At 70.0% G+C, this 18,018-nt stretch carries 16 protein-coding genes (1 of these 16 running past the window's edge); 7 read left to right on the top strand and 9 right to left on the bottom strand.

The window, feature by feature from the left end:
- Both WMF19_RS13005 and WMF19_RS13000 read left to right on the top strand, forming a co-directional pair.
- Positions 1-328: the final stretch of a hypothetical protein gene (locus WMF19_RS13005; RefSeq protein WP_437899380.1), read on the top strand. The gene continues 686 nt to the left of window position 1, outside the view; only the last 328 of its 1,014 coding nucleotides appear in the window; its start codon lies beyond the left edge, outside the window; the stop codon is at positions 326-328.
- 165 nt (positions 329-493) lie between these two features.
- On the top strand, positions 494-1,774 hold the full coding sequence (locus WMF19_RS13000) for a sigma 54-interacting transcriptional regulator (protein ID WP_437899379.1): 1,281 nt from the start codon (positions 494-496) through the stop codon (positions 1,772-1,774).
- 218 nt (positions 1,775-1,992) lie between these two features.
- Here WMF19_RS13000 and WMF19_RS12995 read toward each other — a convergent pair whose 3' ends face one another.
- Both WMF19_RS12995 and WMF19_RS12990 read right to left on the bottom strand, forming a co-directional pair.
- Complete coding sequence (locus WMF19_RS12995; RefSeq protein ID WP_437899378.1) at positions 1,993-3,354, bottom strand: twin-arginine translocation signal domain-containing protein; 1,362 nt, start codon at positions 3,352-3,354, stop codon at positions 1,993-1,995.
- A gap of 346 nt (positions 3,355-3,700) precedes the next feature.
- A complete protein-coding gene (locus tag WMF19_RS12990; RefSeq protein WP_437899376.1) occupies positions 3,701-4,453 on the bottom strand; it encodes a DUF3455 domain-containing protein in 753 nt (250 codons plus the stop codon).
- A 505-nt stretch (positions 4,454-4,958) separates the two neighbouring features.
- Between WMF19_RS12990 and WMF19_RS12985 the strand changes: the two genes are divergently transcribed.
- Together WMF19_RS12985 and WMF19_RS12980 are read left to right on the top strand one after the other, a co-directional pair.
- Positions 4,959-5,696, top strand: coding sequence for a hypothetical protein (locus WMF19_RS12985; RefSeq protein WP_437899375.1), 738 nt, complete (start codon positions 4,959-4,961; stop codon positions 5,694-5,696).
- A 179-nt stretch (positions 5,697-5,875) separates the two neighbouring features.
- Positions 5,876-6,469 carry an HdeD family acid-resistance protein gene (locus tag WMF19_RS12980; RefSeq protein WP_437328942.1) on the top strand — a complete coding sequence of 198 codons (594 nt, stop codon included), beginning with the start codon at positions 5,876-5,878 and terminating at the stop codon, positions 6,467-6,469.
- A 43-nt stretch (positions 6,470-6,512) separates the two neighbouring features.
- Here WMF19_RS12980 and WMF19_RS12975 read toward each other — a convergent pair whose 3' ends face one another.
- From WMF19_RS12975 to WMF19_RS12965, 3 genes are all read right to left on the bottom strand, one after another.
- Positions 6,513-7,631 (bottom strand): alpha/beta hydrolase family protein, encoded by a 1,119-nt coding sequence (locus WMF19_RS12975; protein ID WP_437899374.1) that lies wholly within the window; start codon positions 7,629-7,631, stop codon positions 6,513-6,515.
- Positions 7,632-8,078: 447 nt separating this feature from the next.
- Positions 8,079-8,480 (bottom strand): YciI family protein, encoded by a 402-nt coding sequence (locus WMF19_RS12970; protein WP_437899373.1) that lies wholly within the window; start codon positions 8,478-8,480, stop codon positions 8,079-8,081.
- Positions 8,481-8,640: 160 nt separating this feature from the next.
- The gene (locus WMF19_RS12965) at positions 8,641-9,555 is read right to left on the bottom strand and encodes a helix-turn-helix domain-containing protein (RefSeq protein ID WP_437899372.1); all 915 of its coding nucleotides are present in this window, start codon (positions 9,553-9,555) and stop codon (positions 8,641-8,643) included.
- A gap of 123 nt (positions 9,556-9,678) precedes the next feature.
- On the opposite strand from WMF19_RS12965, the gene WMF19_RS12960 reads away from it, so the two are divergent.
- Complete coding sequence (locus WMF19_RS12960) at positions 9,679-10,287, top strand: ATP-dependent Clp protease proteolytic subunit (RefSeq protein ID WP_437899371.1); 609 nt, start codon at positions 9,679-9,681, stop codon at positions 10,285-10,287.
- Between the two features lie 92 nt (positions 10,288-10,379).
- On the opposite strand, the gene WMF19_RS12955 is transcribed toward WMF19_RS12960, so the two are convergent.
- A complete protein-coding gene (locus WMF19_RS12955; protein WP_437899370.1) occupies positions 10,380-10,517 on the bottom strand; it encodes a hypothetical protein in 138 nt (45 codons plus the stop codon).
- On the opposite strand from WMF19_RS12955, the gene WMF19_RS12950 reads away from it, so the two are divergent.
- Positions 10,516-10,941, top strand: a complete 426-nt coding sequence (locus WMF19_RS12950) for an ester cyclase (RefSeq protein WP_437899369.1) — start codon at positions 10,516-10,518, stop codon at positions 10,939-10,941. The two genes, WMF19_RS12955 and WMF19_RS12950, sit on opposite strands and share 2 nt — an antisense overlap.
- A gap of 236 nt (positions 10,942-11,177) precedes the next feature.
- On the opposite strand, the gene WMF19_RS12945 is transcribed toward WMF19_RS12950, so the two are convergent.
- The 3 genes from WMF19_RS12945 to WMF19_RS12935 all read right to left on the bottom strand — a co-directional run bounded on the left by WMF19_RS12945 (position 11,178) and on the right by WMF19_RS12935 (position 17,413).
- Positions 11,178-11,720 carry a hypothetical protein gene (locus tag WMF19_RS12945; protein WP_437899368.1) on the bottom strand — a complete coding sequence of 181 codons (543 nt, stop codon included), beginning with the start codon at positions 11,718-11,720 and terminating at the stop codon, positions 11,178-11,180.
- Between the two features lie 1,077 nt (positions 11,721-12,797).
- Complete coding sequence (locus tag WMF19_RS12940; RefSeq protein WP_437899367.1) at positions 12,798-14,819, bottom strand: SUMF1/EgtB/PvdO family nonheme iron enzyme; 2,022 nt, start codon at positions 14,817-14,819, stop codon at positions 12,798-12,800.
- A gap of 200 nt (positions 14,820-15,019) precedes the next feature.
- Positions 15,020-17,413 (bottom strand): glycoside hydrolase family 9 protein, encoded by a 2,394-nt coding sequence (locus tag WMF19_RS12935; RefSeq protein WP_437899366.1) that lies wholly within the window; start codon positions 17,411-17,413, stop codon positions 15,020-15,022.
- A gap of 316 nt (positions 17,414-17,729) precedes the next feature.
- Between WMF19_RS12935 and WMF19_RS12930 the strand changes: the two genes are divergently transcribed.
- Positions 17,730-17,996, top strand: coding sequence for a hypothetical protein (locus tag WMF19_RS12930; RefSeq protein WP_272103018.1), 267 nt, complete (start codon positions 17,730-17,732; stop codon positions 17,994-17,996).
- The last annotated feature ends 22 nt before the right edge of the window (positions 17,997-18,018 follow it).

Here is an 18,018-nt window from a genome sequence, read left to right as displayed (position 1 = left end):
CGCGCTCGATGCGCTGGAGACACGGCTCGACGCGCTCGAGAAGGTCGCGGCGCTCGATCGGCGCCACGCCGACCTCGCGGCATGGGCCGCCGAACGGCGGCGGCCCGAGGCCACGGCGGCGGCCCAGGTGGCCGCGGCGCGCGCGAGGACGCCGGGCGCAGACGAGGGCGCGATCCGCGCCTACGAGAGCGCGCTCGCTCAGCTGCGGGAGGCGCTCGCCCGGCCCGCAGCGCCGAGTTCACGACCGCAGGTGGGGGTGGGATCCCGACAGCCGGAATGCGCGAACCCGGGAGACCCGATGTGCGGGTTCGACGGGCGGCCTCTCTGAGGCGCTGAAGCCGCGATTCGCTGTGCGCTGAAGCCGCGATTCGCTGTGCGCTGAGGCCGCGATTCGCTGTGGGGAGCTGCGCTGCGCTCCGGGCGAGCGACATCACCGTCGACCCCCGGCGCGGCGCTTCCACGCTCCGGAGGTGCATGGCACCCTGCGAGGAGAATGGCCAAGGACGTGTCGAGCACCATCGAGCACCGGAGCCCGGTGCGGCCCGAGGCCGGGCGGCGGCGGCCAGCGCTGGTGTGCGCGTTCCCGCGGCCCATGGCGTTCCCGCTGCCCGACTCGGGGACCACCATCGGCCGCACCTGGCTCGCCGAGCGCGGCCTCGCCGACGAGGAGGTGTCAGGCAAACACCTGCGGATCGATCGCGCCGGCGGCGCGCTGCGCGTCGCGGACGTCGGGTCGCGCAACGGCACGTGGGTGAACGGGTCGAGGCTCGCGCCGCGCGACCTCACGCCGCTCGACGACGGGGCGGTGCTGAGGCTCGGGCGCGTCCTGTTCGTCTTCCGCGAGGAGCTCCTCGGCCCGCTCGATCCGGCGCCGCCCGTGGGCGGGCTCGTCGGGCCGTACGGCCTGCGCGCCGTGGCGCAGCCCCTCGCGGGCCTGCCGCGGAGCCGCCCCGGCAACGTGCTCATCGAGGGGGAGACCGGCGTGGGCAAGGAGCTCGTCGCGCGCGCCACGGCGGCGGCGCTCGGGCGCGCGGCGCCGTTCGCGGCGGTGAACGTGGCCGGCGTCGCCCGCGGCGTGTTCGAGTCCCAGATGTTCGGTCACGTGGCGGGGGCATTCTCGGACGCGCGCAACGCCGCGCCCGGGATCGTCGTGGCCCACGACGGCGGGACGCTGTTTCTCGACGAGATCGGGGAGCTCGATCTCGATCTCCAGGCGAAGCTGCTGCGGCTCCTGGAGAACCGCGAGGTGCTGCCCGTCGGGGCGCAGCGGCCGGTCCACGTGAACGTGCTCGTCGTCGCCGCGACCCACAGGGACCTCGAGGAGATGGTGGCGCGCGGGGCGTTCCGGCACGACCTGTTCGCGCGGCTCGCGATGGCCCGCCTCCACGTGCCGGCGCTCCGCGAGCGGCGCGAGGACCTCTTCAGCGTGGCGTGCGAGCTCGCGCGGCGCGCAGGCGTCGCGCTCCCGGCCGAGGCGGTCGAGGTCGAGGCCATGGAGCGGCTGCTGCTCGATCCCTGGCCGAGCAACGTGCGCGGGCTCGACGCGGCCCTCGCGGAGATGCGCCGCCTCGATCACGAGCCCGGGCTGCGGCTGTGGGCCGTCGAGGAGGTGCTCGGAAAGGCGCCGGACGACCAGAAGACCGCGCTCACGCAGGAGCGGGTCGAGTCCGCCCTCGCGGCCGCCGGAGGCAACGTGACGTCGGCCGCGGAGCGGCTCGGCGTCTCGCGCGGTAAGCTGCTGCGCTTCCGCAAGCGCACACAACAAGGGGAGTGATCGCGCCTGGCTCCGGGTGTCAGAAATCCCGCCAGAAAGCCGCCAGGTGAAGCGCGTCCTTTACAGCGGTTTCCGCCCACCTCCGCACCACGCAGAGCGGCGGTCTCCCGCACAGGAGACGGGCCCAGATCGGCGTTTTCGGCGCGCAAGCGCACTCCGGTGCGCTGAGCACCGAAAACGTCGAGGTGGGCCCGTATCCGAAGCGGGTGACCGCCGCTCTAGAGGCGGAACGCCTTCGGCGAACCCGAGAGCTCCGCGTTGAGGTCGCCGGTGGCGTCGAGGCCATACGCGTGCAGCCGGTACTCGATCCCGTTGCGCCACGCGTCCGGAATCCGGAACGAGAACCCGTGATGCCCCGCCATGTTGAGGTGGGTGTTCACGTCCAGCCGCGGCAGGTCCGCGCCCGTGCCGCCGACGAACTGGATGCCGTTGATGCCCGGTCCGCTCGCATAGAAATGCACCGCCACGCTGGCCGGCGTGTCGGGGTCGGCCGCCCACCCCGAGGCCACCCCGGTCGTCGGATCGATGCTGTCGAGCCAGCCGACAGGGGTCCGCCGCAACCTCCCCGCGTTGACCCGCTGCGCATAGGCCGAGTCCCCTTCCCCGTAATACGCCGCGGCCCTGTCGCCCGGGAAGGGGTTGCCGTCGCCGTCGAGCTTCAGGTGGAAATAGCAGAATCCCCAGACGTTCCACGGAAGGACAAGGCTGCTCTCGCCATAGTGCATGAACCCCGCCATGCGCTCTCCCTTCCGCGCCCTCGTCTCATCCGTGTGCAGGCCCACCTCGGTCATGATCCATGATTTCGTGGGCGCGTAACGGCCGTAGAGACCGTGCACCAACGGGAGATCTTGGCAACGATACCAGGACTCGTCTACCCCGTCGCGCGTCCCGTTGTACGCGTGCACGGCGACGTAATCCGCGTTGTGAAGCGGGCTGTCCGTGCCTTGCGCGTAGATCTGCAAGAACCACTCGATATCGAGGTTGACGCGCGGGGCGAGCGAGCAGGTGACGATCTTGGCTTGAGGGAACCGCCTCCGGCAACGGGCGATGGCCTCCGCGAGATAGTACCGGTTCTCCCAGATGTAGCTCTCCTTCCACGCGCGGCTCTGGCCGGCCCAGAACGCCCCTGTGCCGTCCGGATCGTTCACCGTGTTGGGCTCGTTGCCCAGCTCGATGATGAGATCCCTCTTCTTCTCCTTCGCCGCGTACCAGGGGGCGATCTCCGCCTCCACCTCGTTCGGATCGACATGGTACCTGTCGCCGGTCTTCGTCCGGACGAGGGTGATGGGCGTCAGCGAGCAGAGCTCCGAGATGGCCGCCGGGTCGTAGATCGAGCGGTCGAGCAGCCCCCACCCGGTGACCACCTTCAGCATCTGATAGCCGCCGCGGCGGATGGCGTCCTTGAGGTGGCCGATCTTCGCCTCCGTGAGCGTGAGGCCGGAGACGCGCGGCGTGAACGCCACCTGCGCTCCGGCTTCATGCTCGATCCCAGTGACGACCCCGGCCACGCCGGCCGCTGTCGCCGAGATGAAGGCACGGCGCGACAGCGCGAACGAGTTCCCCTTGTCGATCCTACGCATGACAACCCTCTCCAATCGTGTTGGTTCGAGACGACCGCGCGCATCCCTCGGCAGCCGCTGGCCGAAAGCCGCCAGCGGATGGCTCGCGCGTCTCACCCGCGACCGATGCATGCGTCAGGCCAGGGGGAGATTGCGCTCCGCTGGTCGCGCAGGCGCGCCCTCGATCCCAGGCGCCGGCCGCAGGCTGTAGGCGGGGACCAACACCTGTCGGCGTGCGCCTACGATCGCCTCCGCGGCTGCGCCGCGGCAGAGATCGCGCCGCTCGGACGGAGGGGCGATGAGCAGATGCCGTTCGAGAGGATCGCAGCGAGCTCAGGGGTCGAGCGGGCTCAGAGATCGAGCGAGCTCACGGGTTCGCGTAGAAGTAGTAGGCCGCGCTGTAATCGACGCGCGCCTCGGCGCCGTCGTGCGCTTTGTCGCAGCCGTCCGCCGGCGCCTTGCCGCCCACGGTCTGAACGCGCTGAATCCACGCAACGTGGCTGAGCACGCCTTGCCCCTCGGTCGATTTGATTTCCAGGAGCAGCCAGGGGATCGCTGTGGCGTCGGGAGCGTCGACCTTGGCCTTCATGGCGCCGACGACCTTGCTCCCGTCCGCCGCTTCCCACGTGGGGCCACCGTAGTGCTTGCCCAGAGGTTTTCCTGCCTCGTCCGACAGCGTCGCGTCCGGGGCCTTGAGCGTCCATTCGAATTTCGCCTTGGGCTCCTTCTTCTTGCCGCACACGTAGATCTGTGCGCCCTTGGCGTTCGCCTTCAGTACGAGATTGGCCGTGCTCGGCGCTTTGATGGCCTCCGGCGTTTCGGGGGGCGCCAGCTTGGGGACGCTGGCAGTGGCCGCGGGCTCGGTCGCGGGCGTCGCTTGCACAGGTGCCGGTGCCGACGGCGGGGGCGCGACGGGCGCGGGAGCTTCGGCGCTCGCCAGCGGCTCGCTCGGCGGCGGGCTCGAGGGGCTCGGCGTCGACCCCGCGCAACCAAAACCAATGAAGATGAACCCGATCGCATAACGCGCATTCATGATGAATTCCTCTCTGATCGCAGCGGCACCAGGAAATCCAAACGCGATTCGAAAGTCAATCTCCTCGTAGTCGCCGTCCCACCGCACAGCCGCTCTGGAGGGCGGCCGTCCTCCGCGCTGGCAAGCGGCTCCGACGCCAGCGGCGGACGCATGGGTGACCGGAAGGCGGGCAACCTGGGGTAAACCCGGGGGTGCGGATGGGGTCGCTCCGTCCGCTCGCAGCGCCCTCGTCTCGCGGCGCGCTCGTCAGCCAGAGTGGGCAGGTGAAGCGCATCTCGTGGGCGAAGTCGTCAATGGCGACGGGCACCATCACCTGCAGGGGTAACATCGGCCAGGCCAGCGGCCCTGCTCGTGAGGGCCGGCGCGGGCGCGGCGCGGGCGCGGCGCACGCGGGGACTGACAGCCGACCGAGGTGCGGTGGAGGTGAGAGGAACACGATCTCGCCGGTGGCCGCGACGCTTGACGACGGGGGGCCGGACTCGATGTAGCGCGCATGGGGCGACCATCCACCGGGCGACGTCCGCAGTTCCCTTCCACGGTGCCACGACCGGTCCGGGCGCGCGCCGGGCGCACACCGACCGAGCAGACTCCGTTGGCGGTGCGGACCTTCGGCGTCGGCGTCGACGAGGCGACGAGGGCGCACGTGCGCCAGAGCCTCGGGGCGAAGCTCGGGCGGTTCGCGCTCAGCATCGAGCGGCTCACGGTGCGCTTCACGGACGTGAACGGGCCACGGGGCGGCGTCGACGTCACGTGCGACGTGAAGGTCGTCCTGAGCGGGCACCCCAGCGTCGTCTACCAGATGCGAGGCCACGAGCCGCGCGAGACGATCGACAGAGCCGTCCCGGGGATCGTACGGGCAGTGCAGAGCGCCCTCGAGCGCGCGCCGCGCGCCGCACCACGCGCGCCGGCGCGCAGCCCGAAGCGCACGGCCCGAGCGGCGAAGCGCAGCGCCGCGGCTCCGGCGCGGCTCGGCCATCCGTCGCCCGAGGGCAGCTTCATCGGGCGGCGCGTGGGGCGCAGCGAGGAGAACCTCGATAGCGCGCTGGAGCGGCCCGAGAAGTCGCGGCGTGACTTTCCGGTCGACACGGCCGCTCCGGGGCGGAGCGCGACCGACCGAAAGGCGGGCGGCGGCTCGACGGCGCGGCGAAACACGATGCGGAGGGCACGGAAGGCCACCGCGACGCTGGAAGACTCGGCGCAGGACCGCCCGTCGCGCAAGTCGACGCGCAAGAGCGCCAATCGCGCGAAGCAGGGATCGAAGCTCCAGCGACGCCAGGTCCAGCAGGCGACCACTCCGAGCGCCAGGGCCGCGAAGGCCACCGCCCGCTGATCCGGCGGTGCGCTCCTGGCCGCCCTCGGCCGTGACGCCTCCCACGAGCGCCAGGCACAATGTTCCCGCCGGCGCGCTGGCACGGACGATGCTCGAAGCGGACATGGTCCCGGCCACCTCGTCCGCGCGCGGCGGGCGACCGACGGGACACGCATGCTCCACGAACCAGAGGGGTGCCCATGGTCGGTCCGCTCGGAGAGTCCCCGAAGCCGCTGCGCTTCGCGCCCGTCGACGTTGCCACCGTGCGGGAGAACCGCGGTTGGTTCCTCGCGATCGGCGTGACCTCGATGGTGCTCGGGGTGCTCGCGTTCCTCCTGCCCTTCGTCGCCCCTCGGGCCACCGCCATCGCCCTCGGCTGGTTGATCGTGCTCGCTGGCGTGGTCGAGGGCAGTCACGCCATCCAGAGCCGCGGCTGGGCCGGCGCCGGCGGGGAGTTCGTGAGCGCCCTCGTGCAGGTGGCGTTCGGGCTTCTCCTTGTGCTCTCCCCGATGACCGGCAAACTCGCGCTGATGGTGATCGCAGCGGCGTACTTCGTCGCCGAGGGCGCGCTCAAGCTCATCCGCGCCTATCAGCACCGCGGGCTGCGCGGCTCGGGGTGGCTCGTGTTCGACGCTGTCCTGTCGCTGGCGCTCGGGATTCTGATCCTCACGGGCGGCGTCACCACCGCCGTGAGGGTGCTCGGCTTGCTCGTCGGAATCAGCCTCCTGACGGGCGGCATGTCGATGATCCTGATCGCGCTGGGCGCCGCTCGCGTGCTCCACACGCGAGCGTGACGGCGACGGGGATCATCGGACGCCGGCTCGAGGGCGATCCCCTCTAGGGCAGATTGGCAGAGGAGATGTTCCAGGTCCTGTCGTTGCAGAAGCGGCAGTTCGCGCCGACGAGCATGCCCTTGCCGGTGGCCGATTCGTCGCCCTTGAGCCACCAGTTGAGCCACGCCAGGCTGACCTGGGTGAACTCGCCGCCGTTCCGGGCCCACAGATCGCCGCCGTGGTCCGCGCCGACCTTGGCGAACATCATGACAGGGATATCACCCCGCGCGGCGATGTTCTCGAAGTCTCTCGCGCCGTTCGTGTTCGCGCCGAGGCTGTCCGCGGTGCCCGTGACGATCAATACGGGTGTGTGAATCGAGTTGTAGAAGGCCTGATTCACCGAGAAAGAGCCGCTGCTCGTGTGTCCCCAGGTCGTCATCCTGGGATCTGCGGCGGTCCCTGCCGCCATCAAGCCGCCGCAGGAGAAGCCGTTCGCGGCGACCTTCTTGGTGTCGATCCTCTGGTAGTAGGCGCTGCAAGGCTTGTCGTTCTCGGCGATCACCCAGTCGACGTAGGCGAGCAGCACGTCGCCTCCGCCCCCGAGCTCGCGGTTGGGCTCCTTGCCCCCTGGTGTCCCGTCCGCCACCACGAAGTAGCCATGCGAGGCGATCTCGGCCATGGCCGCTTCCGTCGCGAGCCCGTCTCGCGAACATGCGCCCTCTCCCCAGACGTAGATCGGATACTTGGCGTTCCCGTCGAGATCCGCCGGACGAAAGATGGTGCCCTGGTTGATGCCCGGGTCTGAATTCGTCTCGACGACCACCTTATGAGGGCCGCTCCCCGACACGTTTCGACCAGCCGATTTTGACGCGGTGCACGTGCCGGTGAAGGCGCCGCCGCTGCCGTCGCCCGAGCCTCCGTTCCCGCCCGCCATGTCCCCGCCGCCCGCAGGCGCGCCGCCCGAGCCGGAAGGCTCAGCCCCTCCGGCGGTGCTCTGTGAGCTGCTCGGGCCCGTGGGCAGAGGCCCTCCGGTGGTGCTCGCCTGCTCGCCGCCGGAGCCGCTCACGCTCCCTCCTGCGCCCGCCGTGGCTCCGCCGCTCCCACCAGGGTTGCCGTCGTCATTTGAACCGCTGCAGGCGCCGACGATCATGCCCAGCGCAGCGCAGGTGAAAGCCCAACTCAATTTGTTTTTCATAGCGACACCGTATTGGCTCGAACGACGGGGCACACGGTCACGGTCGTCAGGCGCCTCACGAACCCTGGCGGCACACCGTCGATCGACGAAGCAAAAGGATACCCCTCCATGCAAGTGTGAGCGTTCACATTCTCGATGTCAATTCCAATCGACCGGCCTTCGACTGTCGTCGATCTCTGTTGACATCCACAAAGGCGCTTGGACGTCCCGCTCAAGGCTCGCGGCCAGCGCTGAGCCACCGCAGCTTGTCGGGATTGGCCACCGCCCGGATGGCGCGCGCCACGCCGCCGTCGATCTCGAGCAAGCAGGTCGACCAGCCCGCGCAGGTCGCCCGAGCCCACGCTGCTGGCGAAGCGCGCGATCAGCTCGCGGTGGGCCTCGGGGGTGGGCGGAAACCGCGGCCGCTGCCGTTCGAGGTGCTCGCGGCACGTGAGCTCACAGGAGCTCTTTGGGGAGCTCGCTCCCGCTCATCACCTGCCGCACCTCGATTGCCATGTTGAGCGGCTCGCCGCCGGGCCCGGGCGCGGCGGACGCCTGCGCGGCGAGCTCGTAGGCGCGCTCGGGGCTCCCGACGTCCACCATCCAGAAGCCGGCGAGGAACTCCTTGGCCTCGGGGAACACGCCGTCGGTAATGGGCTTGCCATCCTTGCCGGCGCGCACGAGCCTGGCCTGGTCGGGCGCGGTCAGCGCTTCGATCCCCACGAGCTCGCCCGACTCGCGGAGCTTCTGGTTGAAGCTGTTCAGGAACGCGAGGTGCGCCTCCAGGTCCTTCGGCGGCCAGCTCATCAACTCGTAGGGCTGTCTGGTCGGCACGTGCATCATCAGGACGTATTTCATCGTCAGCTCCCTTTCAGCGTGCGCGCCCCGCATCGGGCGCGCGTTCACAGACGAGTCGGAGCCCAGGCGGCGTTCTCGACATCGCGGAGCGACGATACTCTTCAGAGGAGAAGTTCACGCGCGATCAAGGGTGCCCAGCCCAGGGAGCCGTCGTCTTGGCTCACGCCGCCGCGCGGACCGGCGGCAGGCGGAACGCGGCGCCCTCGGAGCGGCTGCGCCGGCGGAACGCGCCCGGCGCCTCGCCCGTGTGCCGCTTGAACGCGCGGCTGAACGCGAACTCCGAGTCGTACCCGACCTCGGCCGCCACGGCGGCGACGGAGGCGTCGCCCTCGGCGAGCAGCTCGGCCGCCCGCTGCATGCGGAGCTCGGCGAGGTAGCGGAGCGGCGGGACCCCCAGCTCGGCGAGGAACCGCCGCGCCAGCGCGGCGCGGGAGAGGCCCGCCGCCTTCGCGAGCGCCTCGACCCCCCAGCGCTCGGCCGGCCTCTCCTGCATGAGCCGGAGCACGCGCGCGACGCGACGGTCGAAGGCGCGCGCGCCGCGCCGGTCGAGCGCGCGCGACACGCGACCTTCGCGCGCATGCTCGTGGCAGTGCAGCGCGTAGGCGAGCAGCGGCTCGAGGAGCGAGCGCGCCAGCTGGGCCTGCCCGGGGGAAGCATCCGCGAGCGCGGCGCGCAGCAGGCCCACGACCGCGGAGAGCCCCGGCGCGCGCCGCACCTCGCCGGCAGGCAGGTGGACCACGGGCGCGAGCGAGGCGAGCGCCTCGCCGGGCGCGGCGGCGTAGGTCGCCGAGATCAGCTCCGCGTCGGCGGGAGCGCGCCCGGGCGGCGGCGCGACGCAGCGGAGGCTCTGCTCGCGGGGCCCCGCGCCGCGCGGGCCGAACCCGAGGAGCACGACGTCGCCGGCGTCGAGCTCCAGCGCGCCCGCGCCGTCCTGCGAGAGGCGAAAGGCGCCCTGAACGACGACGTGGAGGCTCGGCGGATCGCCCGCGCTCGCGCGCCAGGGCGCGCCGGGATGGCCGTGATGCCGGGAGACCACCACGCCGCGGGGAAGCAGCCGCTCCATCTCGTCCGCCATGCCCCATGGTTGCCCGCGCCGAGGCCGCTCGTCCAGCGCTCGCTCGCGGATCGAGACGCGCGAGCATGACTCCGCGCCTCGCGGTCATGGCGCGCGGGCGAGGGCCGCCGGAAGCTCGGGGCCATGACGCGCCTCGATTCCACGCCGAACGATCCCACGCCGAACGACGAGCCGCACACCCGCGCGCTGTCCGAGAAGGTCCAGAGCAGCCTGCTGAGGAGCCGGACCGTCCTGATCTTCGGGGAGATCACCAGCGAGCTGGCGCAGGCGACCACCGCGCAGCTCCTCGCCCTCGCGAGCGACGATGGCGAGAAGCCGATCCGGATCCTGATCCACTCGCCGGGCGGGCACGTGGAGTCGGGGGACACGATCCACGACGTGATTCGCTTCATCCGGCCCGAGGTCAAGGTGATCGGCACCGGGTGGGTCGCCAGCGCGGGCGCGCTGATCTTCGTCGCCGCGCGGCGGGAGAACCGGTTCGCGCTCCCGAACACGCGCTTCCTCCTGCACCAGCCGCTCGGCGGCGTGCGCGGCCCCGCGTCGGACATCGAGATCGAGGCGGCCCAGATCATGGCCGCGCGCGACCGGCTCAACCGCATCTTCGCGGAGGCGACGGGGCAGGCGCCCGCGAAGATCGCGCAGGAGACCGAGCGCAACCTGTGGATGACGGCGCGCGAGGCCCAGGAGTACGGCCTCGTGCATCGCATCGTCGAGAGCGCGCTGGAGGTCTGAGCGCGCCGCGGCGGCCCCTCCGGCTCACCGCTGGCGGCCGCCGGGCGCAGGCGCCCTGACCCGATCGAGCTGCGTGGGGTCTCGCTGAAGCGCTACGCCGACCTCGCGCGCTGGGAGCAGGCGATCAGGGCGAAGCCGGCGGTCACCCGCGCGCTCGAGGCGAAGTTCACGCCCGGAGAATGGCCGCGCCTCGGCGCGGGCCCCAGGTACAACCCGAGGAGCGGCAGCATGAAGGGCATTCACACGCTGGTGGAGAGGTGGGCGAACTCGTGGAGCGCAGGATCACCGGACGAGCTCCTGTCCCTGCTCTCGAACGATTGCATCTACGAGGACGTACCGACGCAGCACGTGAACCGCGGCAAGGAGGAGATCGCTGCGTTCGCCAGGGTCACCAGGAAAGCGTTTCCGGACCTTCGCATCGAGGTGACCTGCAGCTTCGCTACGGAGGAGGCGGCCGCCGCCGAGTGGATCGCGACGGGCACGCACGCCGGCGACTTCCCGGGGTTGTCCGCCACGGGCAGGCGGTTCCGGATGCGGGGCACATCGATCCTGGTCTTCCGGGGCGACAAGCTGCAGCGGGTCAGCGACTACTGGGATCTCGCGTCGAGCGGGCTTTTGCCCGGGGCCCAATCCGACCAGACCGGCTCGGGCTGACGTGCTGCGGCGCGCGCGCGGCGCGGAGGTACGACCGGAAAACGCGGACGGGCAGCTCGTGGCCTGCCGGCCAAGCGGGCGGCGGATTAGGGAGGGCACGACAGCCGATTGGTGCAGCCGAGCGTCGCAAGCGCATCGCGCCTCACCTCTCCTTGCAGATCTCGAAACCTAGAAATAGGGTCGGGTGGAACGGACATGCCTTGGTCCCTCCTCCCTCCCAACCCTCTTCCGCCAGCTCATCTGCGATATTCCTGAAGCAGATAATAATACTCGACCACATTGGACGGCGCGTTGGCGGGATCTCGGAAACGCAAACTGATCACGGCATTCCCCAGCGTCGCGACCGCGAATTCATGCCGTCCGCCGTTTTGAAGGACAGTGGTCGTGCCAGCAGAATCCAGCGTCACGAACACTCCGCCCTGAAACTTCACGGCGAACCAGTGAAGCTGCTCCGTGTTGCGGTTCACCGCGGAGATAACCAGCACGTCACCGGCCCGCATGGGATAAGAGTAATACCCACCATCAACGTGCGTCTTGACCTGGTTGCTGAATATAGCCGTACCACGGAGGGAAATCTTTTCCAGGTGGTTTTGAATCCAGCGAGCATCAAAAGGATATTCGGTTCGCGGAGTGGTTGCGATCCAGCCAAGGAATATGGAATCACCCCCCACGTTATAGCCGGTTGAATGCGGGCTAATCACCTGGGCTTGCGCGGGGATCACGGACAAGAGCAGCACGATCAGGAAGAACACGCCCACCATCGATTTCTGTCGTCCCATGACATCCTCCTTGCGGCTTCGTCACCGACGGACATCCTGTCGCTGTGCACGCTTCGGGCCACCGGCCGCCCACGGGTAGCGCGGCGAAGTCCCGCCGGGTCGCTCCTCCACCTGACGACTTTGGCGATCTCGGGCGGCGCCGCGCTCTCCGGAGCGATCGGCTTTCGCAATCGCAGAAGGGCCGCCATGGCGGTTCCGCCAGGGCGTGCAGGGCGAGTAGCTCGACGCGCATCCGGTCAGATGCCGTGAGGGAATCGGGCGCGAGATCGATCCGTTACCATCCAGTCCCCTCCGCGGAAAACCGCGTCTGGCCTCTCGCGTTGAGCCGAACTTCCCGAGGGTGCGCCAGAAGCACCGAGTGGCCGCCGCGTGCCGGAACAGCGTAGGGCAATGTGCAGGAAGGGAACGATGGTCTCACCCTCGATAGGCTCCAGGGAGGGGGCCAGGTCGGCGCAGGGGGGTGCAGCAGGCAGGTATCCGCGAATCGGGACAAAGCGAGCACGGCTGTATCGGGAATGCGTACTCCGCGCCACTGGGCCACCTCTTCCGGCTGCACCCGAGCAGCCATTCCGTGGCACTCGAGGACCTTCGGAGCGTAGCGACGATCCTCTCGCTTGCTGTCCGTACCTCCCGTTCACCAGCTAACACTACTGCGGGAAGTTGCGCCGGATCGGCAGAAAAACCGCCATGGCGCCAAGGTCGCCAAGGTCGCCAAGGTGAGAGAGAACGTGCCGTCCCGGCATTTCCCGCCATTTCGCTGGTCTTCTTGGCGCCCTTGGTGTCTTGGCGGTTCGCTTCCTCGTCCGACTTCCCGCAGCAGTGCTCGCCGCTTCCTCGGTCCACCGAGTCGAGCTCCACGACGACTCTCTTGTACTCCTGGCCACTTCACGTTCAGGTTTGTTCTTCATGCTTATTCCATTCTTTCATTTTTCCATCCAAACCATTTTGTCTTCCGCCATGATGGGCCGCGCAGCGCAATCACGTGAGCGTCGTGGACCAGCTCGGCCGCCGCCTCGAAGCTGCCGCGAAGCTGCGCCGAAGTCTGGCCATCTCTGGCCGGACCTCGGATGGGCGGACCTACGGGGCCTTGGCGCAGCGGAAGCCGATGCTCCAGCCGCGCGCCGTGGAAGCGCTCGGGCGGCGGTGGGCGGAGCGCACGTACTGGCTCTCGACCGTGTCCCACCCGCCGCCGCGGAGCACACGGCGGGAGTCGTCGCAATCGTCCCTGTCGTAGGGGCAATAATGGCTCTCGGTCCACTCCCAGACGTTGCCGGCCAGGTCCAGGGCGCCGGCAGGCGATCTCCCGGCCGGCGATCGCCCGACGGGGGCGGTCGCCGGGGCCGCGTCGCCGTCGTTGTACATGCGAGGCCACGGCCCCTTCCCCACCTTCTCGAGCCGCTCCGTCAGCATCCGGCTGCACTCGGGCCCGCAGGCGTTGAGGCGTTCGCCCGAGGGAGGCGCGTGGCCCCAGGGGTAGGTCCATGCGTCCTTGCCGCGCGCCGCGAGCTCCCACTCCGCCTCGGTGGGCAGCCGCTTGCCGGAGGCGGCGCAATACGCCTTCGCCTGGTACCAGTCGACGCAGTTGATGGGGTGGTCCAGCGCCTCGGGGCCGTTGCAGAACTGGCTCCAGAAGGAGCGGCCGTTGGGCGTGAGCCCCTCCGACTCGACGGTTCGACGCGGGCGCTCGCAGGCCTCGCAGTCCGAGTAGGCCTTCACCGTCACCTCGGTGATGTCGAGGCAGAACGGCCTCACGGTCACGCCGTGCCGCGGCGTCTCGTCGCTGGGCGTCTCCGCGTCCGCGTCGGAGCCCATCTGGAACTCGGCGCCTTCGATGAGCACCATGCCGTCCGGGCAGCCGCCCGAGCCGGCCGACGGCTCGCGCAGGAACAGGAAGAGGACCACCCCCGCGCCCGCAGCGCACGCGGCGGCGGCGAGCGGCGCGGCCCGCCGGAGGCGCGTGGCGCGCGCGCCCGAGGGGCCCCGCGCCGCGGGCCGCTCCGCGGCGCGCTGGTGGAGCACGGTGTGGCCAGCCCCGGAGTCAGGGGCAGGGCTCGCCGGCCCAGGATCGCCCGCGAGCGCGCCTGAGCTCGCGAGCGCGCCTGAGGTGACAGGCTCTCTCGCGAGCTCGTCGGCATCATCAGCCGCGCCCGGAAGAGCGACCGGCGCGGCCACGGTCGTCGCGAACGCGGCCGGGTGATGGCGGCCAGCGGGCGCGTCGACCTCCGCGCTCCGGGCCTCCAGGCCCGGAAACGCATCGACCATCTCGCGCGCCGACTGGAATCGGCAGGTCGGATCGACGGAGAGCGCCTTGGAGAACCAGTCGTCGATCGGCGCCGGCAGGCCTGGCCTCTGCTCGCTGGCGGGGCGGAACCTCCCCTTCAGGACGGCCGCGCCGACGGCGACGAACGAGCTGCCCTGGAACGGCAGCGCGCCGGTCAACACCTCGTAGAGGATGACGCCGAGCGACCAGAGATCGGAGCGGAGATCGACGTCCTTGCTCCCCTCGAGCTGCTCGGGGCTCATGTAAGGAGCCGATCCGATCACCATCCCGGTCTCGGTGAGCGCGGGGTCCGCCGCCGGCACCGCCGCGTCGCCCGCGACCTTCGCGACGCCGAAGTCGAGCACCTTGACGAAGAGCGGGTATCCCTGGCCCCCCTCCGTGATGATGACGTTGTGGGGCTTGATGTCGCGGTGCACGATGCCGAGCTCGTGGGCGCTCTCGAGCGCGCTCCCCACCTGCCGCACGAGCGACCTCGCGGTGGCGAAGCTGAGGCGGCCGCCGCGCTCGAGGAGCTCGGCCAGCGAGAACCCGCGCAGGAGCTCCATCACGAGGTACGGCACGGCGCCGTCGACGACGCCGTAGTCCATGACCTGCACCACGTGCGGGTGCGCGATCCGCGCCGTGGCCCTGGCCTCGCGCTGGAAGCGCGCGACGAGGGCAGGACGCTCCGCCGCCCGCTCGGGGCGGATGAACTTCACCGCGACGTCGGTGTCGAGGGCGAGGTGCCGCGCCGCCCACACGACTCCCATCCCGCCCTGCCCGAGGGGCCGCAACAGGTGCAGCTTGTCCGCGATGACGAGGTCGGGTCGGAGCTCCACGAGGACCAGGCGATGGTACCACCGGCGCGCCGGTGGCTGCACCGCGGCCGGCGGAGCCTGCCGTCAGGTGGTGGGGGCACTCCCCCACTCTGCCGGAAGATAAGACCGCCAAGGCGCCATAAGACGCCAAGATTTTTATGTTTTCTTGGCGTCCTTGGCGTCCTTGGCGGTTCAAAAGACCCCGCCTTCGGCCAGCGCGGCTACGGCTTCGCCTTCTCGTCGAGGAAGCCGGTCACCCACGCGAACGGCGCGTTCCAGTTGATCGTGATCTCGTTCAGGCTCCAGGCCTCGATGTTGTCCACGAAGCACCGCTGCGGGACGCACCCCTTGAGGCCGGCGCTCTGGGCATAAGGATCCTGGAGCGAGGAGTTCGGCCCGCCGGAGACGGCGCCGGGCGGCGCCTTCGGGTACTTGCTGTTCGCCTGGTGCGCCCAGAACCGGTGGTGCGGGTTCTCGAGCGGCTTGTCGCCGTAGCCGGTCACGTACGACTGCCCGAGCGGGTTGCGCCCGAGGATGTAGTCCATGCCCAGCACCACGCCGTCGAGGTACTTCGGCTGCTTGGTGAAGTCGTGGGCGAGCGCCACAACGAGCATGTTGTTCAGCAGGCCCGAGTTCGAGCCCCAGTCGTACTTGCCTTCATGCGTCCGAGCGATGAGCGTCCGGTACCCCTCCTTGTCGGCGATGGCGAGGTACTGGTCGGCCGCCTTCGCGATGCGACCGCGGATCTCCTTCTGCCACGCCGCGTCCACGTGGCCGGGCACGATCGCCATCGAGATCTGGCCGAGCCCGTCGGTGACCCGCCAGTTCATCGACGCCGCGCCCCCTTCGACCTCCGTCGGGAACCGCGCGTTGAGCGGCGAGTCCTGAAGGAACTTCTTGTACTCCGGCTTCCCCGTCGTGACGAAGAGCTCCGCCGCCGCCCAGTAGAACTCGTCCTTGACGTCGGTGTCGTCGTAGGGCCCGCCGCCCTTGTCGCCGCCGGGCGGCGCGTAGAGGGCCGGGTTCTGCTTCGCCGCCGCCCAGGCGCGCTCGGCGGCCTTCAGGCACTTCGCCGAGAACGCCGCGTCCACCGTCTTCCAGATGCGCGCGCACTGCGCCCCCGTGGCCGCGACGTTGAGCGTCGCCGCGGTGCTCGGCTTGTGGAGGAAGCGCGCCTGCTTGTCCTCGTGCGGCGCGAGGCCGAGGCCCGTCCACGACTCGTCATGCATCTTGTGGTGGACCATGCCGGCGAGCGGCTTGCCTTCCGGCACCTGCATGCCCATCAGGAACTCGAGCTCCCAGCGCGCCTCGTCGAGGATGTCGGGCACGCCGTTCTTGCCCTCGGGGATGTTGAGCTTGCCGTCCGCGAAGTCGGCGCTCGAGGTGCCGAGGTTCTTCGTGCGCTCGTACCAGTTGAGCAGCGTCCACACCGAGATGCCGCCGTTGACCACGTACTTGCCGTGGTCGCCGGCGTCGTACCAGCCGCGGGACGCGTCGAGCGCATAGTCGCAGCCGCTGTCCTTCAGGCAGCGCGTGCTCTTGTCGTGGAGGTGCCCCGCCGGGCGCGCCAGCTCGGGCTTGCCGGCGAACGGCATCTTGATCTCGATGCCGCTCCGGTTGTGGTAGAAATACGCGAGCGCGTCGTACTTGAGCTTCTGGTAAAGGCCCGTTCCGATGTCGAACGGGTAGCTCTTCTCCTCCCCCACCTTGAGCACGTAGCCCTGGCCCGGCGCCTTGACGGCCGTGAAGTCGACGAGGTGGACGTGATCGCCGGAGGCGCCGTCCTTTCCGAAGACCTTGGTCTGGCCGTGGGCGACCGGCTTGCCGGAGGCGTCGAGCAGCTCCCACGCGACCGGCGCTGTCGCCGCGCTGTTCACGCTGGCGATCTTGATGGCGCCTGGCAGATACCCGACCTGGTTCACGGCGACCTTCGGCGCCCCCGCCTCGGTCACGGGCGCGGCGGCCTTGAACTGCGGGTCGTCCAGGCGGATGTCGTCGATGCAGACCTCGAACGGCTCCTTGGCCGACGCCATGGCGCCGCCGATGTGGAACGCGAGCTCCGCCGTGGCGTCATCGGCCTTCCCCATCGTGAACTTGCCGGAGAAGGTCTTGGGCTCGGTCCCGAGGATCACGGTGTCCGACCAGTACTCCTCGTAAGGCGGCCCCGACATCCCGACCTTCGGGCGCGCCTTCGTGGGCGAGGACGCCCACGCCTTGTACTGGATGGTGTAGCTGTGCCCCTTCTGGATCACCATCTCCCGGTGGCGGAACTGGGCATCCCAGTTGTTTGACCCCTTGTTCGTCACCGTGACGCAATAGGCCCCCTTCTTCACCTCGGCGCTGCCCGCGCCAGGCGCGGTGAACGAGGTGTTCCAGGGCAGGCTCTTGTTGTCGTCGAAGTCGGATGCCTTGAGCAGGTTGGTCCGCGCGGGCTCGGAGCCCCCCGAGGCGCTCGCGTCGGCGCCCGCGCCGGGGCTCGCGCCGGCGGGAGGGGCGGCCCCCGCTCCGGGGCCCTGCGTGACAACGCATCCAGCGCTCAGCCCGAGCGCGAGCGCGAGCGCAGACACCCGCCCCGCTCGGCGGAGGATCGACTGCTTGAGAAAAAGGTCCTTCATAAGTCCTCGGTTCACGACTGGGAGCAATCGGCGCATAGAAAGCGGCGATTCTGTCCGTCTTGTCAAGCGCAATCCTTACGGACGCGCGGGTTCGAGGCGTCGCGGCGGCCGTCCCGTCAACGTTCGCCAGCCAGCGATGCGCAGCCCTGCCATCACCCGCCATCCCGCGCGGCGCTGCGGCGCGCGGCGATTCCGCGCGATCTGCGGCGCGCGGGAGGCCCGGCAAGTTCGCGCTGGTACCCGTGGCGAGGCCGCACTAACCTCCGCCGCACCTCGCGCCGTACCAGGATGGCGACCGAGCACCCCAGGAGACGACATGGCAAAGCACAGCTTCTCAGTCCCCTTCAGCGGTTCCTCTCAAGACATCGTCGCGAAGGCCAAGGCGGCGATCGAGAAGGCCGGCGGCAAGTTCACGGGCAACGAGGGCAAGGGCGACTTCTCGGTGCCGACGCCGGCGGGGACCGTGAAGGGGACGTATGCCGTCTCGGCTCAGAGCTTCTCCGTGGACATCACGGACAAGCCCTTCATCGTGCCCGGCAGCGCGATCGAGTCCCAGGTGCGCAAGTTCCTCGAGACGGCCTGAGCCCTCTCGGGGCGCACGCCGG

Source organism: Sorangium sp. So ce124, assembly GCF_051525235.1.
Lineage (GTDB): Bacteria > Myxococcota_A > Polyangia > Polyangiales > Polyangiaceae > Sorangium > Sorangium atrum.
This window is presented reverse-complemented; position numbering and strand designations above follow the sequence as displayed.

Excerpts from the sequence above, each read along its gene's own strand:
- WMF19_RS12945 (WP_437899368.1), bottom strand. The coding sequence starts at position 11,720 with ATGGGACGACAGAAATCGATGGTGGGCGTGTTCTTCCTGATCGTGCTG.
- WMF19_RS12930 (WP_272103018.1), top strand. The coding sequence starts at position 17,730 with ATGGCAAAGCACAGCTTCTCAGTCCCCTTCAGCGGTTCCTCTCAAGAC.
- WMF19_RS12955 (WP_437899370.1), bottom strand. The coding sequence starts at position 10,517 with ATGCTGCCGCTCCTCGGGTTGTACCTGGGGCCCGCGCCGAGGCGCGGC.
- WMF19_RS12995 (WP_437899378.1), bottom strand. The coding sequence starts at position 3,354 with ATGCGTAGGATCGACAAGGGGAACTCGTTCGCGCTGTCGCGCCGTGCC.
- WMF19_RS13000 (WP_437899379.1), top strand. The coding sequence starts at position 494 with ATGGCCAAGGACGTGTCGAGCACCATCGAGCACCGGAGCCCGGTGCGG.
- WMF19_RS12960 (WP_437899371.1), top strand. The coding sequence starts at position 9,679 with ATGACGCGCCTCGATTCCACGCCGAACGATCCCACGCCGAACGACGAG.
- WMF19_RS12980 (WP_437328942.1), top strand. The coding sequence starts at position 5,876 with ATGGTCGGTCCGCTCGGAGAGTCCCCGAAGCCGCTGCGCTTCGCGCCC.
- WMF19_RS12935 (WP_437899366.1), bottom strand. The coding sequence starts at position 17,413 with ATGAAGGACCTTTTTCTCAAGCAGTCGATCCTCCGCCGAGCGGGGCGG.
- WMF19_RS12950 (WP_437899369.1), top strand. The coding sequence starts at position 10,516 with ATGAAGGGCATTCACACGCTGGTGGAGAGGTGGGCGAACTCGTGGAGC.
- WMF19_RS12970 (WP_437899373.1), bottom strand. The coding sequence starts at position 8,480 with ATGAAATACGTCCTGATGATGCACGTGCCGACCAGACAGCCCTACGAG.
- WMF19_RS12965 (WP_437899372.1), bottom strand. The coding sequence starts at position 9,555 with ATGGCGGACGAGATGGAGCGGCTGCTTCCCCGCGGCGTGGTGGTCTCC.